Source organism: Cutibacterium sp. LaCa_89 (assembly GCF_058177555.1).
The window spans coordinates 1142856-1167716 of sequence record NZ_CP190889.1; the positions used below are offsets into that span (position 1 = coordinate 1142856).

The 24861-nt window shown below is 62.9% G+C and carries 26 protein-coding genes, 1 tRNA gene and 1 other RNA gene; 21 read left to right on the plus strand and 7 right to left on the minus strand.

Features of this window, described 5'->3' with window-relative positions; genetic code table 11:
- The first annotated feature begins 86 nt into the window (after nt 1–86).
- The 4 genes from leuC (at nt 87) to ACP8LP_RS05335 (ending at nt 4113) form a co-directional block, all read left to right on the plus strand.
- Nucleotides 87–1508, plus strand: coding sequence for a 3-isopropylmalate dehydratase large subunit (gene leuC, locus ACP8LP_RS05320; RefSeq protein WP_016667799.1), 1422 nt, complete (start codon nt 87–89; stop codon nt 1506–1508).
- A gap of 1 nt (nt 1509) precedes the next feature.
- The gene (gene leuD / locus ACP8LP_RS05325; RefSeq protein WP_004810983.1) at nt 1510–2100 is read left to right on the plus strand and encodes a 3-isopropylmalate dehydratase small subunit; all 591 of its coding nucleotides are present in this window, start codon (nt 1510–1512) and stop codon (nt 2098–2100) included.
- A gap of 144 nt (nt 2101–2244) precedes the next feature.
- Nucleotides 2245–2967 carry a lysophospholipid acyltransferase family protein gene (locus ACP8LP_RS05330; protein WP_484483359.1) on the plus strand — a complete coding sequence of 241 codons (723 nt, stop codon included), beginning with the start codon at nt 2245–2247 and terminating at the stop codon, nt 2965–2967.
- A gap of 48 nt (nt 2968–3015) precedes the next feature.
- Nucleotides 3016–4113, plus strand: a complete 1098-nt coding sequence (locus ACP8LP_RS05335) for a D-alanine--D-alanine ligase family protein (protein ID WP_004810986.1) — start codon at nt 3016–3018, stop codon at nt 4111–4113.
- 9 nt (nt 4114–4122) lie between these two features.
- Here the strand turns inward: ACP8LP_RS05335 and ACP8LP_RS05340 are convergent, their stop codons facing one another.
- Nucleotides 4123–4581, minus strand: coding sequence for a DUF3515 family protein (locus ACP8LP_RS05340; RefSeq protein ID WP_174266639.1), 459 nt, complete (start codon nt 4579–4581; stop codon nt 4123–4125).
- Between the two features lie 51 nt (nt 4582–4632).
- On the opposite strand from ACP8LP_RS05340, the gene ACP8LP_RS05345 reads away from it, so the two are divergent.
- Nucleotides 4633–5595: a thiamine-phosphate kinase gene (locus ACP8LP_RS05345; protein WP_016667798.1), complete on the plus strand. Its 963-nt coding sequence runs from the start codon at nt 4633–4635 to the stop codon at nt 5593–5595.
- Nucleotides 5596–5645: 50 nt separating this feature from the next.
- Here ACP8LP_RS05345 and ACP8LP_RS05350 read toward each other — a convergent pair whose 3' ends face one another.
- Nucleotides 5646–5900 (minus strand): amidase, encoded by a 255-nt coding sequence (locus ACP8LP_RS05350; RefSeq protein ID WP_484483360.1) that lies wholly within the window; start codon nt 5898–5900, stop codon nt 5646–5648.
- A 19-nt stretch (nt 5901–5919) separates the two neighbouring features.
- Here ACP8LP_RS05350 and ACP8LP_RS05355 point away from each other — a divergent pair, with 19 nt between their 5' ends.
- Entirely contained in the window at nt 5920–8292 is a 2373-nt protein-coding gene (locus ACP8LP_RS05355; RefSeq protein ID WP_484483321.1) for an FtsK/SpoIIIE family DNA translocase, read from the plus strand.
- 78 nt (nt 8293–8370) lie between these two features.
- Here the strand turns inward: ACP8LP_RS05355 and ACP8LP_RS05360 are convergent, their stop codons facing one another.
- Together ACP8LP_RS05360 and ACP8LP_RS05365 are read right to left on the minus strand one after the other, a co-directional pair.
- Nucleotides 8371–8943, minus strand: a complete 573-nt coding sequence (locus ACP8LP_RS05360) for a DUF805 domain-containing protein (RefSeq protein WP_004810996.1) — start codon at nt 8941–8943, stop codon at nt 8371–8373.
- 152 nt (nt 8944–9095) lie between these two features.
- A tRNA-Val gene (locus ACP8LP_RS05365) sits at nt 9096–9169 on the minus strand.
- Between the two features lie 98 nt (nt 9170–9267).
- On the opposite strand from ACP8LP_RS05365, the gene prfB reads away from it, so the two are divergent.
- The 12 genes from prfB (at nt 9268) to ssrA (ending at nt 20197) form a co-directional block, all read left to right on the plus strand.
- Nucleotides 9268–10374, plus strand: coding sequence for a peptide chain release factor 2 (gene prfB, locus ACP8LP_RS05370; RefSeq protein WP_004810998.1), 1107 nt, complete (start codon nt 9268–9270; stop codon nt 10372–10374).
- Between the two features lie 10 nt (nt 10375–10384).
- Nucleotides 10385–11071, plus strand: a complete 687-nt coding sequence (gene ftsE / locus ACP8LP_RS05375; protein ID WP_004811000.1) for a cell division ATP-binding protein FtsE — start codon at nt 10385–10387, stop codon at nt 11069–11071.
- Between the two features lie 32 nt (nt 11072–11103).
- On the plus strand, nt 11104–12006 hold the full coding sequence (gene ftsX / locus ACP8LP_RS05380; RefSeq protein ID WP_221267608.1) for a permease-like cell division protein FtsX: 903 nt from the start codon (nt 11104–11106) through the stop codon (nt 12004–12006).
- Between the two features lie 46 nt (nt 12007–12052).
- Nucleotides 12053–12535, plus strand: coding sequence for an SsrA-binding protein SmpB (gene smpB, locus ACP8LP_RS05385; protein ID WP_484483322.1), 483 nt, complete (start codon nt 12053–12055; stop codon nt 12533–12535).
- Between the two features lie 98 nt (nt 12536–12633).
- Entirely contained in the window at nt 12634–13689 is a 1056-nt protein-coding gene (gene argC, locus ACP8LP_RS05390; RefSeq protein WP_484483323.1) for an N-acetyl-gamma-glutamyl-phosphate reductase, read from the plus strand.
- A gap of 11 nt (nt 13690–13700) precedes the next feature.
- On the plus strand, nt 13701–14867 hold the full coding sequence (argJ, locus tag ACP8LP_RS05395; protein WP_004811007.1) for a bifunctional glutamate N-acetyltransferase/amino-acid acetyltransferase ArgJ: 1167 nt from the start codon (nt 13701–13703) through the stop codon (nt 14865–14867).
- Nucleotides 14864–15796: an acetylglutamate kinase gene (gene argB, locus ACP8LP_RS05400; protein ID WP_004811010.1), complete on the plus strand. Its 933-nt coding sequence runs from the start codon at nt 14864–14866 to the stop codon at nt 15794–15796. The genes argJ and argB overlap by 4 nt, the downstream gene beginning before the upstream one ends.
- Nucleotides 15797–15806: 10 nt before the next feature.
- The gene (locus ACP8LP_RS05405) at nt 15807–17006 is read left to right on the plus strand and encodes an acetylornithine transaminase (RefSeq protein WP_484483324.1); all 1200 of its coding nucleotides are present in this window, start codon (nt 15807–15809) and stop codon (nt 17004–17006) included.
- Between the two features lie 145 nt (nt 17007–17151).
- Nucleotides 17152–18558, plus strand: coding sequence for an argininosuccinate lyase (gene argH, locus ACP8LP_RS05410; protein ID WP_484483361.1), 1407 nt, complete (start codon nt 17152–17154; stop codon nt 18556–18558).
- Entirely contained in the window at nt 18555–19088 is a 534-nt protein-coding gene (locus tag ACP8LP_RS05415) for a DUF1707 SHOCT-like domain-containing protein (RefSeq protein ID WP_462575117.1), read from the plus strand. Before argH ends, ACP8LP_RS05415 begins: the two co-directional genes overlap by 4 nt.
- 97 nt (nt 19089–19185) lie before the next feature.
- A complete protein-coding gene (locus tag ACP8LP_RS05420) occupies nt 19186–19797 on the plus strand; it encodes a DUF1707 SHOCT-like domain-containing protein (RefSeq protein WP_462575118.1) in 612 nt (203 codons plus the stop codon).
- 29 nt (nt 19798–19826) lie between these two features.
- Nucleotides 19827–20197: a transfer-messenger RNA gene (gene ssrA, locus ACP8LP_RS05425) on the plus strand.
- A gap of 31 nt (nt 20198–20228) precedes the next feature.
- Here ssrA and ACP8LP_RS05430 read toward each other — a convergent pair.
- The 3 genes from ACP8LP_RS05430 to ACP8LP_RS05440 form a co-directional block, all read right to left on the minus strand.
- Entirely contained in the window at nt 20229–20513 is a 285-nt protein-coding gene (locus ACP8LP_RS05430) for a hypothetical protein (protein ID WP_316088473.1), read from the minus strand.
- Nucleotides 20514–20519: 6 nt separating this feature from the next.
- Nucleotides 20520–20765, minus strand: coding sequence for a hypothetical protein (locus ACP8LP_RS05435; protein WP_016667791.1), 246 nt, complete (start codon nt 20763–20765; stop codon nt 20520–20522).
- Between the two features lie 1222 nt (nt 20766–21987).
- Nucleotides 21988–22485 carry an arsenate reductase ArsC gene (locus ACP8LP_RS05440; protein WP_279187012.1) on the minus strand — a complete coding sequence of 166 codons (498 nt, stop codon included), beginning with the start codon at nt 22483–22485 and terminating at the stop codon, nt 21988–21990.
- A gap of 151 nt (nt 22486–22636) precedes the next feature.
- Between ACP8LP_RS05440 and ACP8LP_RS05445 the strand changes: the two genes are divergently transcribed.
- The 3 genes from ACP8LP_RS05445 to mtrA all read left to right on the plus strand — a co-directional run bounded on the left by ACP8LP_RS05445 (nt 22637) and on the right by mtrA (nt 24854).
- Complete coding sequence (locus ACP8LP_RS05445) at nt 22637–23302, plus strand: hypothetical protein (RefSeq protein ID WP_279187011.1); 666 nt, start codon at nt 22637–22639, stop codon at nt 23300–23302.
- Nucleotides 23303–23500: 198 nt separating this feature from the next.
- Nucleotides 23501–24079, plus strand: a complete 579-nt coding sequence (locus tag ACP8LP_RS05450) for a YqgE/AlgH family protein (RefSeq protein WP_484483325.1) — start codon at nt 23501–23503, stop codon at nt 24077–24079.
- A gap of 64 nt (nt 24080–24143) precedes the next feature.
- Nucleotides 24144–24854, plus strand: coding sequence for an MtrAB system response regulator MtrA (gene mtrA, locus ACP8LP_RS05455; protein WP_004811040.1), 711 nt, complete (start codon nt 24144–24146; stop codon nt 24852–24854).
- Nucleotides 24855–24861: the final 7 nt, after the last annotated feature.

Here is a 24861-nt window from a genome sequence, read left to right on the forward strand (position 1 = left end):
GAGTCAGAATGGATCTCGTCAACCGGTGGGGCTGATGGCATGCCACACAACATCGGTGACGAACGACCAGCGAAAGGGAAGACGCGATGGGGAGAACGCTGAGCGAGAAGCTCTGGGACGCCCACGTTGTCAGGCACGGACAGGACGGGGAGCGCGACCTTCTCTACATCGACCTCCACCTTGTGCACGAGGTGACCAGTCCCCAGGCCTTCGACGGACTGCGGTTGGCGGGGCGCAAGGTTCGTCGTCCGGATCTGACGATTGCGACCGAGGACCACAACATCCCCACCCTCGACATTCTCCAGCCCATCGCCGACCCGATCTCGCGGGCACAGGTCGAGGCGTTGCGTGAGAACGCCCCTGAGTTCGGGGTGCCGCTGCATCCTCTGGGTGACGCGGACCAAGGAGTGGTACACATCATTGGCCCCCAGCTGGGGCTTACCCAGCCGGGTATGACGATTGTGTGTGGTGACTCCCACACCTCGACCCATGGCGCCTTGGGTGCTCTGGCCTTTGGCATCGGCACCAGCGAGGTCGAACACGTGTTGGCGACCCAGACCCTGCCGCAGGTCAAGCCCAGGACCATGGCGGTGACGGTTGACGGGGAGCTGCCGGAAGGCGTCACCCCGAAGGACCTCATCCTGGCCCTCATCTCCAAGACCGGCACCGGCGGTGGCCAGGGCCACATGGTCGAGTATCGCGGTGAGGCCATCGAGAAGATGTCGATGGAGGGCCGCATGACGATCTGCAACATGTCGATCGAGTGGGGAGCCCGCGCCGGCATGGTCGCCCCCGACGAGACCACCTTCGCCTACCTCAAGGACCGTCCGCATGCACCCAAAGGCGAGCAGTGGGACGAGGCCGTCGAGTACTGGCGCACCCTGCGTACTGACGACGACGCCACCTTTGACGCCGAGATCCACCTCGACGCATCCAAGCTCACCCCCTTCGTGACGTGGGGGACGAACCCCGGCCAGGGGGTCCCGCTGGGCGGGGTCGTCCCTGCCGCCGAGGATTTCGAGGATGAGGTCGCTCGTAACGCCGCTGCTCGCGCCCTGGAGTACATGGCCCTCACGCCAGGTACCAAGATGCGCGACATCCCCATTGACACCGTCTTCCTGGGGTCGTGCACCAACGGTCGCATCGAGGATCTCCGGCTGGCCGCCGAGGTCATCAAGGGGCGTCACATCGCCGAAGGCACCCGAATGCTCGTCGTTCCCGGTTCGGCGCGGGTGCGACTGCAGGCCATGGAGGAGGGTCTGGACGAGGTCTTCATCAAGGCCGGAGCCGAGTGGCGCGGAGCCGGATGTTCCATGTGCCTGGGCATGAACCCTGACCAGCTGTCACCGGGGGAGCGCTCGGCGTCGACCTCGAACCGAAACTTCGAGGGGCGTCAGGGCAAGGGAGGACGAACCCACCTCGTCTCCCCGGCCGTCGTTGCCGCCACGGCCGTCACCGGACGGCTCTCCAGTCCCGCCGATCTGCCACCCGTTTCCCACGAGGCCTGAGATGGACGCTTTCACCACGCACACCGGAGTTCCTGTCCCGCTGCGACGGGCCAACGTCGACACCGACCAGATCATTCCCGCGAGCTACCTCAAGCGGATCACCCGAACCGGTTTCGAGGACGGCCTGTTCGCCTCCTGGCGCTCCGAGCCGGACTTCGTGCTCAACAAGGAGCCGTGGAGCACCGGCTCGATCCTCATCGTGGGGCCCGACTTCGGTATCGGATCCTCCCGTGAGCACGCGGTGTGGGCACTGCAGAACTACGGGTTCAAGGTCGTCATCGGATCGCGGTTCGCCGACATCTTCCGCAACAACTCCGGAAACAACGGACTGCTGCTCGCCCAGGTGGACCTCGCGGTCGTCGAGAAACTGTGGGACTTCGCCGAGCACAACCTCGGTGAGAAGCTCACCGTCTCCCTCGAAGACAAGACCATCAGCCTACCCGACGGTACGTCCCACCCGTTCGTGATCGACGACGCCACCCGTCAGCGTCTGCTTGCAGGCCTGGATGCCATTGGCGAGACCCTCGAGTACGCCGACGACATCGCAGCTTACGAGGCTCGTCGGCCATCCTTCCTGCCGACGACGGCTTGACCCGTTGATCAACCCACCCTATCGGCTCACCGATGACAGTATCAGTGAGCCGATAGGGTGGGTTGATCCACATCACTCAGGAGGGACACCGTGGCGCTGCCCGCCGTGACCAATCCAGCCGACACCCCTGGTCTCATCTTCCGGATGGGTGTGGGGACGCTGTACCCGCTGGCTCGTACCTTGACGCGGTTCGACCACCACGGTGGTGAGAATCTGCCTGGACCAGGGCCAGCCCTTGTCGTGAGCAACCACGTCTCCAACTACGATCCCATCGTGCTGGGGTCCTTCTTGGTCGCCAATGGTCGTTGGCCGCACTGGTTGGCCAAGAAGGAGTTGTTCTCGGTGCCGATCGTCGGATGGGTGGCCTCGGCCAGTGGTCAGATCTCGGTGGACCGGAAGGGTCCGAATCCGGCCAAGGTCCTCGACGACGCCAAGACTGCCTTGGACAAAGGTATGACGGTGGTCATGTACCCGGAAGGTACGATCACCGCAGATCCCCTGCACTGGCCGATGACCGGACGAACAGGGGCCGCACGCCTGGCCCTGGAGACCGGTGTACCCGTCATCCCCGTGGGGCAATGGGGACCCCAGGAGGTCATGGGATACAAGGAGATGACCTTCCCCAAACTGTGGCCGCGCAAGACCATGAAACTGTACTGCGGGACCGAGGTCGAACTGTCGGACCTCCATGGCCATCACGACCGCGCGTCGGTCCGCGAGGCCACCAATCGCATCATGGATGCCATCGACGCCCAGGTCGCCCATGCTCGCGGAGAGTTCCCGCCGTCGGACCGTTACGACATGCGCAAGGGGAGGCGGGTTCCCAAGTCGGTTGCTCCTGCGCGGCCAGTCGTCGACCCTCGGTGACGTGATGCCTCGGTAGGGTGGGGTGCCGTCATAGCGAAAGGACCTCACATGAATCGCACCCACGTTGCCGTCATCTTCGGTGGGATGAGTTCGGAGCATTCGATCTCCTGCCTGTCAGCGGCGAACGTGGTAGCTGCGATTGACCGTGAACGATTCGACGTCTCCGGTGTGGGCATCACCCCCGATGGTGTCTGGGTGCGATACGGGGTTGACGAGATCCTTGGCCTGCCCAGCACCGGCCAGCTTCCCGTCGTGGAGGTGGGGGATCGTTCCTTGGTGTCGGTCAAGCAGATGCCGGAGGGTACCTGCATCGTTGACACCGAGGGCAACGCCGATCTCGTCCAGGTGGTCTTCCCAGTACTTCATGGTCCTTTCGGCGAGGACGGAACCATCCAGGGTCTGCTGGAGATGGCCGGCGTGCGCTATGTCGGGTGCGGCGTCGCGGCAAGTGCCAACTGCATGGACAAGCACCTCACCAAGATGATCCTGGCCGAGGCCGGGGTTCTCGTGGGTCCCTATGTCGTCGTCCGTGACCATGAGTGGCGAGAGGACCGCAATGCCGTTCTCAAGGCCGCTTCCCGCTTGGAATATCCGTTGTTCGTCAAGCCAGCGCGGGGCGGATCGTCAATCGGCATCTCCAAGGTGATGAGCCCCGACAGGCTGGAAGCCGCCATCGAGGTGGCTCGCGAGCATGACAACAAGGTCCTCATCGAGCAGGGGATCCGAGGCCGCGAGATCGAGTGTTCCGTCCTCGACGGTCACCATGGTGCCGCCCCTCGAGCTTCCGTGCCTGGTGAGATCGTCGTCCATGACCCGGATGGTTTCTATGACTTCGAGGCCAAGTACCTGAGCGGGGAACAGAAGGCCTCCGTACAGGCCCGAGCCAAGCTTGATGACGAGATCCGCAATCGGGTCCAGAAGGTCGCGATCAAGGCGTTCCGGGTGCTTGGCTGTGAAGGACTCGCCCGCATTGACACCTTCGTGGCCCCTGACGGCACCGTCTACGTCAACGAGCCCAACACTATGCCGGGATTCACCCGCAGCTCGGGGTTCCCGCTGATGTGGCAGGCCAGTGGTATGACGTATGCCCAGATCGTCAGCGAACTCATCGAGCTTGCCCTGGAACGTCCTCTGGGACTGCGCTGATCTGAGCCCTCACTGGCAGGGCTGCACCACTGGCACCTTCTTGACGGTGGCCGACAGGTCGACCAAGGCATCGGCCTCCGGGGCGTACGTGGCAGGAACGGTCACCTCGACGTTGCCAGCCCTCCCGATGGTCGTGAAGCGCCAGCCGTCCTCGATCTGCTCGGCGAACCAGCCCACGTCGTTGATGACGTCACATCGCGACGTTGGTTCGAGTTTGGCGGGCTTGTCCACCCCACAGCGCAGCACGATGCGGGGGTCGCCCCAGGTCGCCACCGTCCCGTCATGATCCTCGAGGTTCGCTCCGGCAACCGTCTGTGGCAGATCGGCCATCGCGGCCTGACATCCGGCAGCGGCTGAACCGCTGGGAGACGGATGGGTGATGGGTTCCTCGTTCGAGCACGCTGCTGTGCCGGCCAACAGACAGACAGCCAGCATGGTTGCGCACCGGGTTGCATGATGGATGGGCACGCACTCACGCTAACGTGTTCTCGACCACCAGCCCGGTACCAAGGAGATCCAATGGCCACCACGACGACCATTTCCCAGGTGGGGGAGTTCCCGCTCATTTCCTCCATCGTCAGGGATCTGCCCATGAGCCAGGCCGTCACCCTGGGACCGGGGGACGACGGTGCCGTCTTCCAGGTTGACGGATCTGTCGTCGTCTCGACCGATGTCCTCGTCGAAGAGGTACATTTCCGTCGCAGATGGTCGACGGCTACCGATGTCGGTCGGAAAGCCGTCGCCGTCAATGTCTCCGACATCGAGGCGATGGGCGCTGTCCCGGTCGCCCTCGTCGTCGGATTCTCCGCGCCGGGAGATCTGCCGGCGTCCTGGGCCCGGGAGTTCATGGCAGGAATGGCTGCCGAGGCCGAGCAGGCTGGGGTGAGCGTCGTGGGAGGTGACACGACCGCTGGACCTGCCATCAGCATTGCGGTCACCGTGATAGGCCAGACAGCTGGGATGGCCCCGGTCCGTCGTGACGGCGCCGTGCCCGGAGACGAGGTGGCAGTCGTCGGTCAGCTTGGCCTGGCTGCTGCTGGACTCGTGCTGCTCGGTCGAGGATTCCGGTCACCGCGTGCAGCGGTCTCGGCCCAACGATGTCCTGAGGTCCCTTACGGGCAGGGACGGGTGGCGGCTCAGGCGGGCGCCCACGCGATGATTGACCTCTCGGACGGCTTGTTGGCCGATCTGGGCCACATCGCAGAGGAGTCTGGATTCGCCATCGACGTCAACACCTCGGTTCTCGACATCGAGGAATCAGTGCGGACTGTCGGCATGGCCACCGGGATGGACCCGCTCGACTGGGTGCTGGCCGGAGGGGAGGACCATGCCTTGGCGGCAACCTTTGCTCCCGGCACCGTTCCGGAGGGATGGACGGTCATCGGGCGGGTCCTTCCACCCGACCAGGTCGCCGACCCCACGGTTCTCGTCGACGGCCAACCGTGGCAGCGTGAGCGAGGCTGGACCCACTTCCATTCCTGAGATGACCACGGCATTGACATCGCGTTCGAACGATGACACTCGCTGATCAATCATCTGACTCTCCGCCTGGCCTGTCGGCCACTGGTGGCCATGGTTGATAACGTCAATGACATGGTGACCCGTGCGTCTTCCCCAGCGCGGTCCCGAAATACGACGGCGAAGAAATCGTCACGTGGCTCGGGCACACGCTCGAACGGAAGCAACAAGAAAACGTCGACCAGCTCGAGGAGCAGGTCGACGCCACCGAGTGCACCCACTTCCACGAATCCGGTGGCCCGAGCGCTGTCGGCAACTTGGTCGGGTATTGCTCGCGGACTGGGAACTATGGTCCGCGGTATCGGTGGACGTCCCGCGGAGCCTGAGGTGACCCACGACGGTACCGGGCTCATGCTGCTGTTGTTGTCGGCCCTGGTAGCTGCTGGATTCTGGTTCGATCTGCCCGGTGGCTTCGGCAACGGATTGCGAATGGGTGTGGCGACGATCTTCGGATCGCTGTCCTACGCCCTGCCGCTGCTCGGGCTGGCCATGATGTGGCACATCCTGCGTCACCCGGCGACCAACGGCACGGGTGGACGCCAGGTAATGGGCTGGGTGTGTTTCTTCCTCGGCCTACTTGGCGTCGTCAACATTGCCCACGGCCTTCCCCGCCCGGATCGTCCTGAGGCGGTCCGCGCCGCCGGCGGCATGCTTGGTTACATCTCCTCGAGTCTGCTGGCTGACCTGCTGACGAAGTGGGTCGCTTTGCCTCTGCTCATCCTCGTGACGGTCCTGGGCGTGCTCCTCATCGTGGGACGCCCCCTCGTTGACGGGGCCGCACGGGTGCGAAACGCCTCTCGTCGCGCGGTGGCCAAGCCTCGTGAGATCGAGTCTCGCCGGGCCTACGACACCCCTCTGGTGACAGACACCCTCGTTGACCACAATCCTGACGAGATCGCCACACAAGAGATGCCCTCTGTCAAGGGTCGTCGTTCCAGGAAGCGCAAGAGCAGCTCCGAGCGCACCGATGAGAGTCTTGACGCGATCTTTGACGCCGAAATCGTCGATGAGCCCCCTTCCGACGTGGCCGGGGATTCCTTGCCGCTCGACCTTCCGACCGGGGACGACGAACCTGCCAAGGAACGCACGACTGCCGGGTTGCCGCAGGGATTCACCGTTCACGAACATGCGGACCTCGAACCCCCGGCCCATGAACCGATGCCAGCTCGCGTCGAGCAATTGCAGCTCTCCGGTGACATCGCCTACACCCTGCCGGCCTCTGAGCTGCTCCATCCGGGATCGATTCCGCAGGCTCGCACGGAGGCCTCTGACGCTGTCGTCTCTAAATTGTCGTCGGTCTTCGACGAGTTCGGGATCGACGCCCAGGTGACTGGCTACTCCCGTGGCCCGACGGTGACCCGTTACGAGGTCGAGCTCGGAGCGGCCGTCAAGGTCGAGAAGGTCACCGCACTGAGCAAGAACATTGCCTATGCGGTGGCATCCCCGGACGTCCGCATTCTGTCGCCCATCCCCGGCAAGTCGGCCATCGGCATCGAGATCCCCAACCGCGACAAGGAAATCGTCTCCTTGGGCGACGTGCTGCGCTCCTCGAAGGCTCGCAATGACCACAACCCGTTGGTCGTCGGCCTGGGCAAGGACGTCGAGGGCGGGTTCGTCATCGCCAATGTCGCGAAGATGCCGCACCTCTTGGTGGCCGGTGCGACGGGTTCCGGTAAGTCAAGCTTCGTCAACTCCCTCATCACGTCTGTGATGATGCGAGCGACCCCCGACGAGGTCCGCATGATGCTCGTCGACCCCAAACGAGTGGAGTTGACCCAGTACGAGGGGATTCCTCACCTGGTCACCCCCATCATCACCAGCGCCAAGAAGGCTGCCGAGGCCTTGCAGTGGGTGGTCCGCGAGATGGACCAGCGTTACGACGACCTGGCCGCCTTCGGCTTCCGCCATGTCAAGGACTTCAACAAGGCTGTGCTGGCGGGAGAGGTCACTCTTCCGCCCGGTTCCGAGCGGGTGCTGGCCCCTTACCCATATCTGTTGGTCGTCGTCGATGAGTTGGCTGACCTCATGCTGGTGGCCCCGCGTGACGTCGAGGACTCCATCGTCCGCATCACCCAGCTGGCCCGAGCTGCCGGCATCCACCTGGTACTGGCCACCCAGCGGCCGTCGACCGACGTCTGCACCGGCCTCATCAAGGCAAACATCCCGTCGCGGCTGGCGTTCGCGACCTCGTCGATGACGGACTCCCGCGTCATCTTGGACCAGCCGGGCGCCGAGAAGCTCGTGGGCCAAGGTGACGGGTTGTTCTTGCCGATGGGTGCGTCGAAGCCGGTGCGTGTACAGGGATCGTGGGTGTCTGATTCCGAGATTCACCAGGTCGCCGCTCACGTGAAGTCCCAGATGGAGGCCCATTACCGCGAGGACGTCGCCGCCCCTACCGCCGAGAAGAAGGTTGCCGAGGACATTGGTGACGACATGGAGCTCGTGCTCGAGGCGGCCAAGCTCGTCGTTGAGTTGCAGTTGGGCTCGACGTCGATGTTGCAGCGCAAGCTGCGCGTGGGATTCGCGAAGGCCGGTCGTCTCATGGACATCTTGGAGACTCGCAATGTCGTCGGGCCGTCGGAGGGCTCGAAGCCTCGAGACGTGCTGGTGCGTCCTGACGATCTTGACGACGTCCTCGCGAATCTGCAGGCCGAAGCCTGAGGAACCCAAGAACTGAGGTACGCGAGAGGGGTCCGAACGATGTGTTCGGACCCTTTCTGATGTCTGGTGACTGAAGAGTTACTCGGTGACGGGCAGCGGCTCCTTGTCGTAGGACTGCCACGCATTCTCGTCGGAATCCTGGACGAGGTAGACCAGCACCCAGATCCAACCAATGACCGGGATGAGGGAGATGAGCAGCCACCAGCCGGTGTGGTTGGTGTCGTGCAGGCGGCGCACACCGATCGCGATTGAGGGGATGAGAGTACCCAGGAACCAGATGGTGCTCAGGACCGCGTAGAGCCTCGCCGGGTCGTTGGGGGTCCCGTCCATGGCGAAATTGATCGCATTGAGGATCATCTCGACCAGGATCGAGAAGAGGAAGATCCACCAGTACTCGGATCGGGATGCCCGCCCGTTGAAGACGGCGTAATTCTTGAAGAAGAGTTTGACGGCGCGGCCGAAATCGACGTGCGGCCTTCGGTGGTCCTCGCCAGACGGGTCACTGTGATTGGAGTAAGGATCTGGAGCCTGGTAGGGATGAGCGGTCACAGGCTGTCCGAACTGGTCGAAACCGCCTTGCGCGTGGCTCTCGCTGGGCCACTCCGGGCCGCCAAAATAGTCAGGTTGCTGTGGGTGGTTCGGCTGTGTCATGCGAACTCCTTATTCATCAATTGACGGCAGCAATATTCAGGATACCTGAATGGCACAGCACCGTCACAGCGTACACAACCAGACATGCAAAGGTGGTTCGTAGCCGCCAAAACGTAGTACCTGACCCGAATGCGATCTGCGGCGCGCAAGGGTGGGCGCAGCCGGGCTCGAACCGGCGACCTCCAGCGTGTAAGGCAGGCGCTCTGACCAACTGAGCTATACGCCCCGGATGCACCACTGTACCGAGTCGTGGGTGTGAGCACACTGTTCGGGGTCGGCGTCGACACGGTGAGTTGTCGTTGTGCCCCTGTAGAGTTGGCTGACGTGGCATTGGTAGACCTTCAACAGACTGTCGAGGAGCTCGACACATCCCTGTCCTCGATCGAAAATGTTCTCGACCCCGAGGCCAAGAAGGCCGAGATCGCGGACCTCGAGGAACAGGTGGCCGCCCCGAACCTGTGGGATGACCAGGAGAACGCTCAGCGGGTGACTTCGCGGCTGTCTGCCCTGCAGGCTGAGATCGAGCGCCTGGAGCGGCTGCGTTCGCGCATCGAGGACGTCAAGGTTCTGCTGGAGTTCGCAGCTGATGGCGATGACGCGGAGTCCCTGGCGGAGGCGACGAGCGAGGCAGCCAAGCTTCGCGAGGAGATCGACGCTCTCGAGGTTCGCACCCTGCTGTCCGGGCAGTATGACGAGCGTGAGGCGGTCGTCACCATCCGTTCGGAGGCTGGTGGCGTCGACGCGGCTGACTTCGCCGAGATGTTGCTGCGGATGTACCTGCGTTGGGCCGAGCGTCACGGTTACAAGATCGAGGTTCTTGACACCTCGTACGCAGAGGAGGCGGGCATCAAGTCCGCGACTTTCGTCGTCCATGCTCCCTTCGCCTACGGCACCTTGTCGGTCGAACAGGGCACTCACCGTCTGGTGCGTATCAGCCCCTTCGACAACCAGGGACGTCGTCAGACCTCCTTTGCCGGTGTCGAGGTGCTCCCCGTCGTCGAGGAGACCGACCACGTCGACATTCCGGAGTCGGACCTGCGCGTCGACGTCTTCCACGCGTCCGGCCCCGGTGGCCAGGGAGTCAACACCACCGACTCGGCTGTCCGCCTGACCCACCTTCCCACTGGCATCGTGGTGAGTTGTCAGAATGAACGTTCCCAGATCCAGAACAAGGCTGCTGCCCTTCGAGTCCTGCAGGCCAAGCTGCTGGAGAAGGCTCGCGAGGAGCAGGAAGCCGAGATGAACTCTCTGAAGTCGGAAGGCAACTCGTGGGGTGCCCAGATGCGCTCCTACGTGCTGCATCCGTACCAGATGGTCAAGGATCTGCGCACCAATCACGAGGTTGGCAACACCGACGCGGTCTTCGACGGCGACATCGACGACTTCATTGACGCCGGCATCCGTTGGCGTCGCAAGAACGAGACTGACTGACGGGACAGACGTGATCACCTTCGAAAACGTCACGAAGACATATTTCGGACAGAGTCAGGCCGCTTTGTCCGACGTCAACGTCGATATCGACAAGGGGGAGTTCGTCTTCCTCGTCGGCCAGTCCGGTTCGGGCAAGTCGACTTTCATCCGACTGATCCTGCGCGAGTACCGCCCGACGAGGGGAACCCTCTACGTCGCCGGTAAGAACCTCAATCAGCTGAGGTCGTGGAAGGTACCGGCCCTGCGTCGTCAGATCGGTACGGTATTCCAGGACTTCCGCCTGCTGCCGGGCAAGTCGGTCTACGACAACGTCGCCTTCGCGATGCAGGTCATCGGCAAGTCGACCAAGGAGATTCGTACCGTCGTCCCTGAGACCTTGGAACTGGTCGGCTTGGACGGCAAGGAGAAGCGGATGCCCGATGAGCTCTCCGGTGGTGAGCAGCAGCGCGTCGCCTTGGCCAGGGCCTTCGTCAATCGTCCCAAGATCCTCATCGCCGACGAGCCGACCGGAAACCTCGACCCTGATACTGCCGTGGGCATCATGAAGGTCCTTGATCGCATTAACCGCACTGGTACCACGGTTGTCATGGCCACTCATGACTCGACGATCGTCGACCAGATGAGACGACGAGTCATCGAGCTCGAGTCCGGACATGTCGTCCGGGACGAGAACGAGGGCGTTTACCGCAACTCCTGAGATCCCCGACACGAGACAGAACGAGGAAATACATGCGTCACACCTTGCGAGAGACGTGGTCCGGGCTGCGCCGCAATGCGACGATGACCCTGGCCGTCATCGTCACGATGTGGGTTTCCCTGTCCCTGTTCGGGGCGGCCCTGCTGGCCACCCAGCAGGTCGACCTGCTCAAGGGCAAGTGGTATGACAAGGTCGAGGTCTCGGTCTTCCTGTGTGTTGACGGCGTCTCGGGGGCGCAGTGCTCGGGGGAGAAGGCCGCCACTCAGGCTCAGAAGGACGAGATTCGTCAGGCTCTGCAGACCAATCCCCAGGTCTCGCATGTCTACTACGAGTCCAAGCACGAGGCCTTCCAGGAGTACCAGCGCATCTATGCGGATTCACCGGTCAAGGACGTTCTCACCGAGGACACCATTCAGGACTCCTATCGCGTCAAATTGGTCGATCCCCAGCAATATCAGGGGGTGGTGACGGAGGCGCAGGGCCTGCCCGGTGTGCAGTCGGTCGTTGACCTGCACAACGTGTTGGACCCGATATTTCTGTGGATGAATGCCCTCAAATGGGTGACCTTCGGAATGTCGGCGCTCTTGTTGGTCGCTGCGGCCTTGCAGATTGGCAACACCATTCGGATGGCTGCCTTCGCCAGACGTCGCGAACTGGGCATCATGAAGTTGGTAGGTGCTTCGAACGCGTATATCCTCATGCCCTTCCTCCTGGAGTCCCTCCTCGCGGGTCTCATCGGAGCGTTGCTGGCCTGCCTCACCCTCGCCTTGGGCGCCGACTTGGTGGTCATGCGCAAGATGGCTCATTTCATCACGACGGTGGCGTGGGTTGGGTGGCCCCAGGTGTGGACCTCGATCGCGTGGATGATCGTCGTGGCCATCGTGTTGTCTGTGGCACCGGCCTACATTGCGACCAAGAAGTACCTCAGGGTCTGAGTTCCTCTGTATAGGATGGAACGTCCTGTGTCGAAGGAGGTCCGCCATGCCCAGGGAACAGGGTGTCAAGGTCGTCGCGCGTAATCGCCGCGCCACCCACGACTACACCATCGGTGATAAGTGGGAGGCCGGGCTCGTCCTACAGGGCACTGAAGTGAAGTCCTTGCGCGCCGGCAAGGCTACCTTGACCGATGCTTTCGCCCAGGTCGATGACAGGGGCGAGGTGTGGATGTACAACCTGCACATCCCCGAGTACGCCTTCGGAACCTGGCGCAACCACGACGTCATGCGCAAGCGCAAGCTGCTTCTCAACAAACGCGAGATCGCCAAGCTGTCGCGGGAGACTGACGGCCCGGGCAAGACGATCGTCCCGCTGCAGCTGTACTTCAAGGACGGTTACGCCAAGGTCGAGATCGCCGTCGGTACCGGCAAGAAGGACTGGGACAAGCGTCAGGCCATTCGTGAGCGCGACGCCAAGCGTGAGGCGCAACGAGCACTGGCGAATCGCGTGCGCAACCGCAAGCGCTGAATCGTTGACGACCGCCACCGCGCTCACAGTGCGGTGGCGGCATTCTGACTCCACATTGTGAATGCGAATTGGAGGAACATGCGTTCTAGTGTATAACTATGCACATGAGCGCAAAAGGATTCACCGTCGCGGTGGTTGGAGCTTCCGGATACGCGGGAGCTGAGGTCGTGCGCTTGCTGGCCCAACACCCCGAGCTGACGATGGGGGACCTTGCCGCGCATCGGCAGGCTGGCCTCCCAGTGGGCCAGGCGATGCCACACCTGGCCGGGGTGGCGGGGGAACGGACGCTGTCCGAGATTGACGTCAATCGGTTGGCGAGCCATGACGCCGTCGTGCTGGCCCTTCCGCATGGCGCCTCTGGCAGGATTGCCAGTGGGCTCAGCGAGGTCAATCCTGATGTTGTCATCGTCGATGCCGGTGCAGACTTCCGGCTGTCGTCGTCCTCGGACTGGCAGCGCTGGTACGGCGGCGATCATGCCGGCACCTGGACCTATGGTCTTCCGGAACTTCCGCTGGCTGCCGGCGGTTCGCAGCGCAGCAACCTCGTCAGGGCCAGGCGGATCGCCGGACCCGGCTGCAATGCCTCAGCGGTGGCCCTCGGTTTGGCGCCGCTGGTCGACCTCGTCGACACCTCTCAGACGGCAGTGACCCTGGTAGTGGGGACCTCGGGGGCCGGGAAGTCGAGTCGTCCGGACCTCACCTTCTCCCGCATGGGTGGGGGAGCCCACCCCTATTCCGTCGGCAATGCTCACCGGCATATCCCCGAGATCATGCAGTCCCTGCGTACCTCGGGTGCCACGGATCCGCACCTGAGCGTCAGCGCCGTTCTCGTCCCCATGACCCGTGGAATTCTCGCGGTGTGTACCGCACCGTCCCAGGCCTCGACCGCGACACTCGGCGGACGCCTGCGCGAGGTCTACCACGACGAGCCGCTCATTCACGTCACCAATGCTCACCCCGATACCCATGACGTCGCCGGATCGGCGATGGCGCACATCAATGCCGTCGGTGACCTCGACAACGGTCTGGCCACCGTCGTTGTCGCCCTCGACAACCTCGTCAAGGGCACCGCCGGTGCTGTCGTCCAGAGCCTCAATCTGGCCATGGGACTCCCCGAGACAGCGGGGCTTCCCATGGTTGGCCTCAATCCGTGACAGGAGGATTCATGTCCGTTACCTATCCGCTCGGATTCCGCGCCCGTGGCGTCCAGGCCGGGCTGCGAACCAAACCGGCCCCGGATCTAGCGTTGATCGTCAACGACGGCCCTCGCGACACCGTCGCCGGAGTGTTCACGACCAATCGCGTCAGTGCCGCTCCCGTGCAGTGGTCTCGCCAGGTTGTTTCTGACCACAAGGCACGAGCGGTCATTGCGAATGCAGCTGTCGCCAATGCCTGCACCGGAATCGACGGCCTGACGGACTCCCAGTGCGAGGCCGAGCATGTCGCAACACTGGTCGGTTGTCAGACTGACGAGGTGGTCGTCGCCTCGACAGGAGTCATTGGTGTGCGACTCGACATGCCCTCAATCTTGGTGGGAGCCACGACCGCGCACACCTCCTTGGACAGGGGAGACGCCGTTGACGAGTCGGCGGCACGAGCAATCATGACGACCGACACCGTTCCCAAGTCCGCCACCGTCGAGAGGAATGGGACACGATTCGGAGGGATCGCCAAGGGGGCAGGCATGTTGGCTCCCCAACTCGCGACGATGCTCGTCTTCCTTACCACCGACGCCGTCGTGGACCCCGAGGAATTCCAGGACGCCCTGGCCCAGGCGTGTGACGTCACGTTCAGCCGCGTCGACTCTGACGCCTGTATGTCGACCAATGACACTGTCGTTGCGATGTCGTCCGGGGCATCCGGCGTCAGCCTCACGGGTGATGCCCTTGTCTCTACCCTGACCGACTTGTGCGCAACCCTGGCTCGCCAGCTCGTCGCCGATGCCGAGGGATCCCACCACGACGTCAAGGTGACCGTCCACGGAGCGACGAGTACCGAGGCTGCGGTGGCCGTCGCACGCGAGGTCACCCGATCCAACCTCGTCAAGACCGCCATTGCCGGCAACGACCCCAACTGGGGACGAATCCTGGCAGCTGTCGGATGCGTGCCCGAGGACGTGGCCCCCTACGATCCCGACGCGGTGGACGTCTCGGTCAACGGCATCCAGGTGTGCAGATCGGGAGGGATCGGCGACGACCGCGATCTCGTTGACATGAACCCGCGAGAGGTCCACATCGACATTGACCTGCACGCTGGTGATGCCGAGGCCGCGATGTGGACCAATGACCTGACCCACGAGTACGTCGAAGAGAACAGCGCATACACATCATGACCCTTGCCCTTGACATTCCCCTCAACGATTCACAGTTCTCGGCTCAGCGAAAGTCAGAGGTGCTGGTTGAAGCGCTACCTTGGATCAGACGGTTCCAGGGCCGGACCGTCGTCGTGAAGTACGGTGGCAATGCCATGGTTGACCCTGGCTTGCAGCAGGCCTTTGCCGACGACATCGTCTTCATGGCGTCGGTGGGTATCCGTCCGATCGTCGTCCATGGCGGCGGACCGCAGATCAACGCCATGCTCGCCGAATCCGCGACACCCGTGGAGTTCCGCAACGGTTTGCGGGTGACGTCTCCCGAGGTCATGGAGGTCGTCCGGATGGTGCTCGTGGGCCAGGTCGGCCGTCAGCTCGTCAACCGGATCAATTCCTACGCACCACTTGCGGCTGGCATGTCGGGCGAGGATTCCGGATTGTTGGCGGCGCGGAAGTCTCGGGTCATCGTTGATGGGGAACGGATCGACATGGGCCTGGTCGGAGACATCGTCGACGTCAACACCGAACTCATCAACTCCATGTTGGATCGCGGGCAGATCCCCGTCATTGCTCCAGTGAGTCCCGAGGTCGACGAGGCCGGTCGGCCGACCGGGCAGGTCCTCAACGTCAACGCTGACGCCGCTGCAACCGCCATCGCCCAAGCTCTGTGTGCTGAGAAACTCGTCATGCTGACGAACGTTGCTGGTATCTACGGCGCCTGGCCGGATCCGCACACCCTCATCTCGGAGATCTCGGACACGGATCTGCGCGCCATGATCCCTCGCCTGGGGGAGGGGATGCGGCCCAAGGGTCAGGCCTTACTCGACGCCATTGACGGCGGGGTCGCTAGTGCGGCAATCGTCGACGGACGAATCGAGCACGCCTTGTTGTTGGAGATCTTCACCACCAGGGGAGTCGGAACGATGGCCCGGCGCGATGACTACGTCTGAGGGGATGACGATGACTGACGATCAGACGACTGGCACTTGGCGGGAGCGCTACCGGCGCGACCTGCTCGGCGTGTTCGGCAGCCCCCAGCTGTGCCTGGAACGCGGTCACGGTTGCGTCGTCGTCGACAGTGACGGCAAGGAGTACCTCGATCTGCTCGGCGGTATTGCCGTCAACGCCCTGGGCTATGCGCATCCCGCATGGGTTGAGGCCGTCAGCCATCAGGCCGCGACCCTTGCCCACGTTTCGAACTTCTTCACCACCGGGCCGCAGCTCGACCTTGCCGAGAAGCTGTTGGCCCTGGCCAAGGCTCCACAGGGATCCGCGGTCTTCCTGTCGAACTCGGGTGCCGAGGCCAATGAGGCGGCGGTCAAGATGTGTCTTGCCCGCAAGCCAGGCGGACGCATCATCGCGCTCGAGCACGCCTTCCACGGTCGGACCCTGGGCGCTCTCTCGGTGACGCACAAGATCGCCTACCGTCAGCCCTTCGGCCCCTCAGCCGTTGACGTGACCTTCGTCCCTGCGGAGGACCCCGATTCTCTCGCCGCTGAGTTGGACAAGGGCGACGTGGCCGGGGTCTTCGTCGAGCCGGTTCAGGGAGAGGCCGGGGTCGTGCCGCTGTCAGTGGCGTACCTGCAACGGGTACGTGAGCTGACGGCCTCCCACGACGTCCTTATGGTCGTTGACGAGGTGCAGTGTGGGATGGGGCGCACCGGTCACTGGTTCGCTCACCATGGCGCTCACATCACACCCGACATCATGACCCTTGCCAAGGCTCTGGGCGGCGGCTTCCCCATCGGGGCGACGATGACCTTCGGACCCGACGTCTCCGGCATTCTCTCCGCCGGACAACACGGGACGACCTTCGGCGGCAACCCGTTGGCCTGCGCGGCGGCCTACTCAGTCATCAACACCATCGAGTCCGAGGATCTGCTGGCCCATGTGCGTCAGATCGGTACCTTGCTGTCGTCCACGCTGAGGCAGTGCCATCCTCGCATCACCGAGGTGCGGGGCAGTGGCGCCTTGCTCGGTGTCCAGTTCGATTCCGAGATTGCTGCCGACCTCGTCGTTGCGGCCCGCGACGCTGGGTTCATCGTCAATGCGGCCAATCCGTCGACGCTGAGGCTGGCCCCTCCATACATCCTGACCACGGAGCAGGCCCAATCCTTCGTCGACGCCCTCCCCGGCCTCATCGACGCGGTGACCGTCTGACAATCTGGTCGGGGTCCCCGGGAAACGCCACAGATGAACGGGGGCGGTCATGGTGGTGGGTAAGCTGAAAATCACGTCCCCGAGTGAGGAGTTCTTCTTGACCACCGAACCGCACGACCACAACCGGAACAGCTCTGACCGTCCGATGGCATTGTGGGGTGGACGCTTCTCCGGTGGGCCGTCCGACGCATTGGCGGCCCTGTCCGTGTCGACCCAGTTCGACTGGCGGCTGGCGCGCCACGACATTGCTGGCTCCAGGGCCCACGCCGGAGTTCTCCACACCGCGGGTCTGCTAGACGACGAGCAGTACCAAGGCATGATCGAGGCCCTCGACAGGCTTGAGGACGATGTCGTCTCCGGACGATTCGTCGCCGGCCCTGATGACGAGGACGTTCACACCGCCCTCGAGCGCGGCCTCATGGAACGAGCTGGTGACGATCTTGGCGGACGTCTGCGTGCTGGTCGCTCTCGTAACGACCAGATCATTGCGCTGCTGCGGCGGTATCTGCGTGAGGAGGCTCGTAGCCTGGCCGGCGAGGTGCTGGAACTGGTCAACGTGTTGGCGCGACGGGCCGAGGAGGCTGGTGACGCCGTCATCGCTGGCCGTACCCACATGCAGCACGCCCAGCCGGTGCTGTTGGCCCATCATCTGCTTGCTCACGCCTGGCCACTGGTGCGTAACGTGCAGCGTTTCCGTGACCTCGATGCCAGGATGGACTGCTCTCCGTACGGCTCGGGGGCCCTTGCGGGGTCGTCACTCGGTCTGGATCCGGAAGCCGTCGCACGGGACCTCGGGTTCTCCTCGTCTGCTCCCAACTCGATCGATGGCACCGCGGCTCGCGACGTCGTTGCCGAGTTCGCCTTCGTGGCTGCCCAGGTTGGGGTTGACCTCTCGCGGCTCAGCGAGGAGATCATCATCTGGAATACCCGCGAGTTCAGCTACGTCACCCTTGACGACTCGTTCTCGACCGGGTCGTCCATCATGCCGCAGAAGAAGAACCCCGATATTGCCGAGCTCGCTCGTGGCAAGGCGGGCCGACTCATCGGCGACCTTGCTGGTCTCATGGCTTCCCTCAAGGGCATGCCGCTGGCATATGCGCGGGACCTGCAGGAGGACAAGGAGCCGGTCTTCGACCAGATCGATCAGCTCCATCTGCTGCTTCCTGCCGTGACCGGGATGATGGACACCGCGGTGTTCAACACCGAGCGCATGGCCGAGATGGCTGGTCAGGGATTCTCCCTGGCCACCGATGTCGCCGAGTGGCTGGTGCAACAGGGGGTGCCGTTCCGCGTCGCTCATGAGCTTTCCGGGGCATGTGTGCGTGAGGCCGAGTCCCAGGGCAAGGAATTGGCCGATCTCACTGACGACGAGCTGGCCGCCATTGATCCCCGACTCACCCCGCAGGTCCGTGAAGTCATGACGGTCGAGGGGTCGGTGCGCTCCCGGTCCGGACGCGGTGGCACTGCCCCCGTCCGCGTGGCCGGACAGATTGCTGAGTTGCGAGATGCTGTTTCGCAGTTGAGTGATTTCGGGAGGGACGTGTCCCGATGAGTTCCGGGTGGCGACCGGAGAATGCCTCGCTGCGGGTGACCAACAAACAACGCGAGAGAGTCCTCGACCACATCAATGACGCCTACGCCCACGGAGTGATTGACGACGCGGAGCGAGAGCGTCGCACCGAGATAACCTTGTTGGCGCGCACTCGGTCCGAGCTTGACCAGGGCTACCGTGGGCTGCCGTCCTTCAAGCCATCGGTTCCGGAAGCCATCAGGGCACCCCTGCCTGACATTCCTGCCGAGAGGACGACGAAGGGAGTCGGGCTGTGTGCCTTGTCAGCATTCATCAGCGGACCAATCGGTCCGGCCATTGGTGTTGCGGTGACGAGGAGGGGATCCTGGGCGCGACGCAGGATGAAGCGCCAGTTCATCACTCAGGTTGTGTTCTTCGCCTTGATGGGCTTCTTCGGTGCGTTCTCTCCTTCCGCATTCTCTGGTGACAGCGTGGCGTTCGGTACGGTCGGACTGATCTGGATGATCGTGACCATCGTCCAGGCGATTCGCGGATTCGAGGGACAAGACTGAGACGCTGGTCTGTGTTCATGCCGTGGCCCTATGACCGCGGTCGGTGTCGAGGTGGCCTTCATTGGTTTGGGCAACGGACCGAATCACGATGGATGTCGTGAATAGTTGTCAGCCGTGGCGGTCGGGAGAGGATCAGTGGCTCGTCAACGACGCTCAGCGTGATCGAGTCGTTGACTTCTTGCGAAATTCCTATGTCGACGGTCGTCTGTCGCCTGCTGACTTCGAGGACAGGGTGAGTCGTGCCCTGGCTGCGGTGACACGAGCTGATCTCAATGCGACCCTGGCTGGTCTGGCTGTCATCGGTGGTCGGGCCCGTTCCTCTCAGACTGCACGTATCGCTCCTGGGGAATCGTTGGCTGCCGGGCTGATCGGGTTGTCTCCGCTCTTCCTCGGGCCGCTGGGTCCGATGTTGGGTGTGGCGATTTCGCCTCGAGGTTCCTGGACTCGTCGTCAAGTTGCCCATCAGGCCAATTTCCAGGTGCTTGCCTTGTTGTTGGCCATGGTTGTGTTGGGGGTTGTTGCCAAAACGGGCATGCTTGTCATCGCCTTCCCCCTCGTCGGAATGGCGTGGTTCGCCGGGACGATCACTCACGCCGCTCGTGCCTTCGAGGGTGTCGAGTGGACGAATCCGCTGCTCGACGCGATCCCGCTGAAGTTCTTCGACGACGGTCGACGTCGGCTGACGGGTTCGGTGACTCGGGGCCGATGAGGTAGACTTGACTGGTACAACACCATAGAGGGGATGACTGGTTTCGACTTGGAATGGTTGTTCCAGGAGAAGCGGGCCGAGGACCCAGGGTCAACTCGTTAACGACCCCTGGAAACCTATAAGTGCCGAGAACACTCGCACTGACTTCGCTCTCGCTGCCTGATCAGTGATCGAAGGGTCAGCCCGGATGTAGCCTTCCGTCCGGATTCTGGCCTCGTTTAGAAGGCTTGCTGTACAGCCGTGGTCACGGAGGCTGTACGGGACTTTTCCGTGACTGGGCTTGTCTGCACCATGTCGGTGTGAGTGCAGGAGCCGAGTAACAACGACAGCATCGACTGCGCCCGGAGAATGTCTGGACGGTCTTTCAAGGACGCGGGTTCAATTCCCGCCATCTCCACCTGAGGGGGAAGTGTCGAACTCTCGTGAGAGGGTCAGCTCTTCCCCCGTTTCCTTGCCTGCATGAGGTTCTCGTGCGTGATCTCCTTCCCGTGGTCGTGGAACCACGACGCGATGGTGAGCGTCTCGCCACCCGCGAAGATCTTGTCGACGGAGTACTCCAGCAGCAGCTTGCGCGTCTGGGGATCTTCCATCATGGCCTTGGCGTAGCGCCGGTAGAACTCCCTGATGGGCCCCTCGTTCTCGGTCGGCGTGGCCCTGACGCGCTCCAGCTGGATCGCAGCCCCCAGCTCCTCTTTTTGCTCGCGCAGCGACGTCATGGCGGCCTAGGTATCTTCGTTGAAGATGCCCATCCCGATGGCCTTGACGAAGTTGGCCAGCTTGTTCTCCACATCACGGCGACGCTCCTCAAGACCTTCCAAGATCGCATCTTGGCGCCCATGGGTCTGCTTGTAGTGGTCTGCCAGATCCACAGCCAGGCTCGCCAACATCTCGGTGTCGTCGAGGAAGCCCTGGATTATCTGCGCGGCGCGTGCTTCCAGCTCATCCTTTACCCCTTGGGCATTGTGCACTTACTTAGCCCGCTGGTTCTTGTAGCAGTAGCACTTCCTGCCCGTCTTCGACGTGCCGGAGACCTCCTGGATCGTCGCGCAGCAACGCTCGCAATACATCCTGATGGATCCGGTCGTCGGGATGGGTCGGATGTCTGGTTGACTGTCGGCATGTACCGGACACCAAATCATTCCACCGGCTCACTCCTTCCGGTCTATTTTGCTGTCGCATTCCCCGCTGCTGTCCTTCAGGGTTCACGATGGACCTACGCAGTCGTTGCGACTTTATTTGCGCTGAGCACTCTTTTTGCGGCGGTCAAACTTCGACGCAGACCCGCGTGGCTTGTCACATTGATCCTGACACTACTGGCCCTGGCCTGCTTGCTTTCTGGCTTCGAGTGGGCCTACAGGGCGCTCGACCTAGGCGCGGTCGCAGTCATGACCGTGACGGCCATCTTCGCTGCGCTCGTGGGCTTCATCGTCAGTTCCCCCCAAGTGAAGGCGGTGAGGCTAGACAGGGCGCTTGCAATCGTCGGTCTTTTTGTGACGGCGGCGGTGTCAATGCCGACTGTTTCAGCTGTCGGTCGGCCGCAGCTCGTGACAATCAACGCATGGGATTACTGGCCACCCCAGAGTGCGACGCCAATCACGGTCGAGTATGAGGATCCGTTCACGGGTAGAAGCGCAAAGGCCCAGGCTGTCGGCACTCAGTCCAGCTGTCAGTGCCATACCCGGGACCCATCCCAAACCTAAGAATTCCATCGCCTGTCGAGATCGACGGTAACAGCTATCTGATGGAGAGACGATTCCAGGAGGAGTCGGGGCCGTACTTCCACTGGTTTAATGTGAGACAGCAGTTTTTCAACATCGCCACGCTGGGGTCGGTCAGAGACGCTTCACCCACAATCACTGTTCAGCTCACGAAAAGCTAACCCTTCGCTGCCCCGTCTCGGCGACCACGCCCAGCGCGCGGTGCTCGACTGGTTCGCCGCCGGCGGCTCCCAGGTTCGTGCCCCCTATCACCACCGCCCCCAGATTACGCCGCAGGAGTGAGCCGGCAGCCGCAGAAGCAGATGCTCTCGCATTGCCACGAGTTCGACACGTGCGCCCTGGGCGAGAGGTGTTCGGCGCTTCCTCCTCTCATCGTGCTTGGCCTGGAGCTGGGCACCGCATCATGACGCTCGCTCACGTGCGCATGCCTGCTGTGGTTTCAGTCTCGCTTCCGCCTGGAGTTCGGGACACTTCACTTGTGGCCAGGCTGACGCAAGGCTTGTACAGGAACGTCGAGTGATGTGAGTAGTTCCTCGACACGCTGCTTGACGCCGTCGCGGATCTCGCGAACGGTCGCCAGGTCCTGACCGGCCGGGTCAGCGACGTCCCAGTCCTCGTATCTCTTTCCCGGATAAACCGGACGGGTCTCTCCACAACCCATCGTGATGACGATGTCAGATGCCTTGACAGCTTCTGGGACAAGCAGTTTCGGCGTTTCCGTCGAGATGTCGATCCCGTCCTCCAGCAGTACGTCTCGGACAAGGACGTTAATCGACTCCGCAGGTTCGGAGCCGGCCGAGAGCACCTCTCCGCTTCCTCCGGAGAGGTGGTGCGCATAGGCAGCACCCAGTTGGGACCGGCCGGCATTGTGGATGCAGGCGAACAACACCGTTGGCCGCTCAGTGGTGTCCGTTGGCTGCGCTGGATCCAGGTCGTCGAGGTCGATGTCGCTGTGGTGGGCGAAATTCATGGACCTCATTATGAGGCAGGTGGTCACGTCGCCGATGACGCCCGTCCGTCAAAACTTGTTGTCCACAGGGGGGATGACGACCCGGCCGTGAGTTGTCCACAGAACTGAGAAAGAGTGACTGAAATCCGAGGTTCGGACGACAACTGTAGGTATGAGAGAACTTGAAACTGAATGGCTCGACAACGACGGTATTGCACGGATCACCAGGACAAGCCCACTACGAGGACAGGCCGACCGTGCTGTCGCCGCCGGGCGTGCCACCCGTCTCCTACCCGGCATTGTCGTCCCGGCCGATCGAGTCGGCGAAACGGACGTCAGGATCCGCGCCTTGCGGGCCTGGCATCCCGAGAGCGTGCTGGTCGGGCAGGTTGCACTTGCGCTACAGGGAGTGACGCCACTCGACGCTGACTCCTCGGGTCTCGGTACCGTGCATCAGGTTGAGGCTTTCAGCCCAACTCGTCATATTCGACGAGACGGCATCGTCGTCCACCGGTGGCAGGTTGCAGACCACTACATCCTCGACGAGCCATATGCCCTGGCCGTTCCTGAAATGTCGGTGCTCCTGCTGGCCATTCGCGGCGAATGGGAATGGGTGTGCGCGGCCCTGGAACACGGTTTGGTGACGCCGTGGTCATGCCGAATGGCTCGAGGCGCCATGTCGTGGCGTTTTCGGCAACACGAGATAGATGCTGCCCTGGGCGGTATTTCCCTCGAGCCGTGGTCGGTGTCTGAATTCCAATTGGCTCAGACGTTGCGAGATGGCGTGAATCCTGGATGCGCCACTGCACGCACCTTGCTCACGGCCGCAGCGGCGTGAAAGGTCTTGCCACAACCGACGTCGAGCAGTGATGACGACGCACCCGGCGGCCGCCTCGATCGCGCCGTCGGGCTCGGCCTCGTCCTCTCGACGGGTGCGCAGGGCATTGAATCAGAGTCCCCGCCCATCGGATTGATGCAGAAGGTCTGGGTGGGGCCTCCCTCGAGATACAGCTTCGTCCCGGTCATCGGTGACACAATGGGTGTTGTGAGACTCGCGAATCCCCTCAAGGCCGGTGACTTGCTGGTGGCAAGTCGCCAGATTGACGAGGGCGTTTTCTACGAGTCCGTCGTCTACCTCGTCGACGTCGGCCTCGATGGAGTCCTGGGTGTCATCATCAATCAGCCGTGCGCCCCGGGAACCCTCCGCCGACAACTGCCCGGATGGGTCCATCTGGCGACCCCGCCCCAGGACCTCTTCCTCGGGGGTCCGATGTCGCCCAGCGGGGCGATTTGTCTGGCTCGTGTGCAGCGTTCCAGCGAGGAGGCTCCCGGGTGGCGACGAGTCCAAGGACTGATCGGTCTGCTCCATCTCGACACCCCGACGGAATTGGTTGTGGGAGCGTTCACGGACGTACGGATCTTTGCCGGATACGCGGAGTGGGGGCCTGGACAACTCGAGGCTGAGCTCATTCGTGGCGATTGGATTCGCGCCATCGCTCACCCGGAGGACGTCTTCTCCTCGGAGCCGCATGGCTTGTGGCGTGCCGTCCTCCACCGCCAGAACGGCACGGCGGCGATGCTCGCCACCGCTACGGACACCCCCGCCCTGAATTGATCGATGGCCGGATGCCGTTGGGACTACGATGTGCACCATCACAGAATGAGTCAGGAGGTCTGTGGTGAGCGCCACCGGTGAACATGGGCCGATCCTCGTCGTCGATGACGACCCGGCCCTGGCCGAGATGCTCCAGCTCGTCCTGGTGAAGGAGGGATTCTCAACCGTGTGGGTCGGGCACGGCAACGACGTCATGGACGTCTTTCGGCAGCGCAAACCCGCACTCGTCCTCCTCGACCTCATGCTTCCGGGCCGTGACGGCATCCAGATCTGCCAGGACATCCGACGCGAATCCGGCGTCCCGATCATCATGCTCACAGCGCGGTCCGACACCCCTGACGTCGTTCGTGGATTGGGCGCCGGTGCTGACGACTACGTCTCCAAGCCCTTCCGCTCCGCAGAACTTGTGGCGCGAATCCGAGCCAGACTCCGCACCCCAGCTGCTCAGCGGGATGAGGGGGGAATCATCACCGTCGGGGACCTGACCATCGATCCTGCCGCTCACCTGGTGCAGCGAGGCGGGGAAGAGATCTCCTTGACGCCATTGGAGTACTCCCTGCTCATGACGATGGCCCAACACCCCAACAAGGTGTTCAGCCGTGAGACCCTGCTTCGGGAAGTTTGGGGCTACACCAGTAATGCGGACACCCGGTTGGTCAATGTCCACATGCAGAGATTGCGCTCCAAGGTGGAACGCAACGCAGAACGTCCACAGATGATCGTGACGGTGCGCGGAGTCGGATATCGCATCAGGACACCCGGGGAGGAAAGCTGATCACCCC